We start from the raw sequence: 228 nt of genomic DNA, 5'->3' as shown, positions 1-228 counted from the left end.
ATACTGCTTTTCGATGGAAATTCCTGGTACAGCTTCTTGAGCGAAACCCCCGCCGCCGTGCGCAACTCGTCCATCCCCACGGACTGGATGCCCTTGGCGTTGTAGAGCTCGTCCGCCGTCGCGACAATGCGCGCGCGGACCTCGGAAATATCCATGCACCCATACTACTTGAACTGAGAACGCTCGTTCTATAGGATATGGATCAGAGTGAGAACGATCGTTCTCCAT

General features: G+C 54.8%; 1 protein-coding gene. It reads right to left on the bottom strand.

Going from position 1 to position 228, the window contains the following annotated elements:
- Positions 1-155: TetR/AcrR family transcriptional regulator (locus SCA31_RS25875; protein WP_410699791.1), on the bottom strand; the 155-nt coding region annotated here is incomplete at its 3' end.
- Positions 156-228 lie beyond the last annotated feature (73 nt).

Origin of the sequence: Chryseobacterium sp. SIMBA_028 (genome assembly GCF_046535285.1) — a bacterium.
Taxonomy (GTDB): Bacteria; Bacteroidota; Bacteroidia; order Flavobacteriales; family Weeksellaceae; genus Chryseobacterium.
Note: the sequence above shows the minus strand (reverse complement) of the source record. Positions and strands in the feature narration are given on the sequence as shown.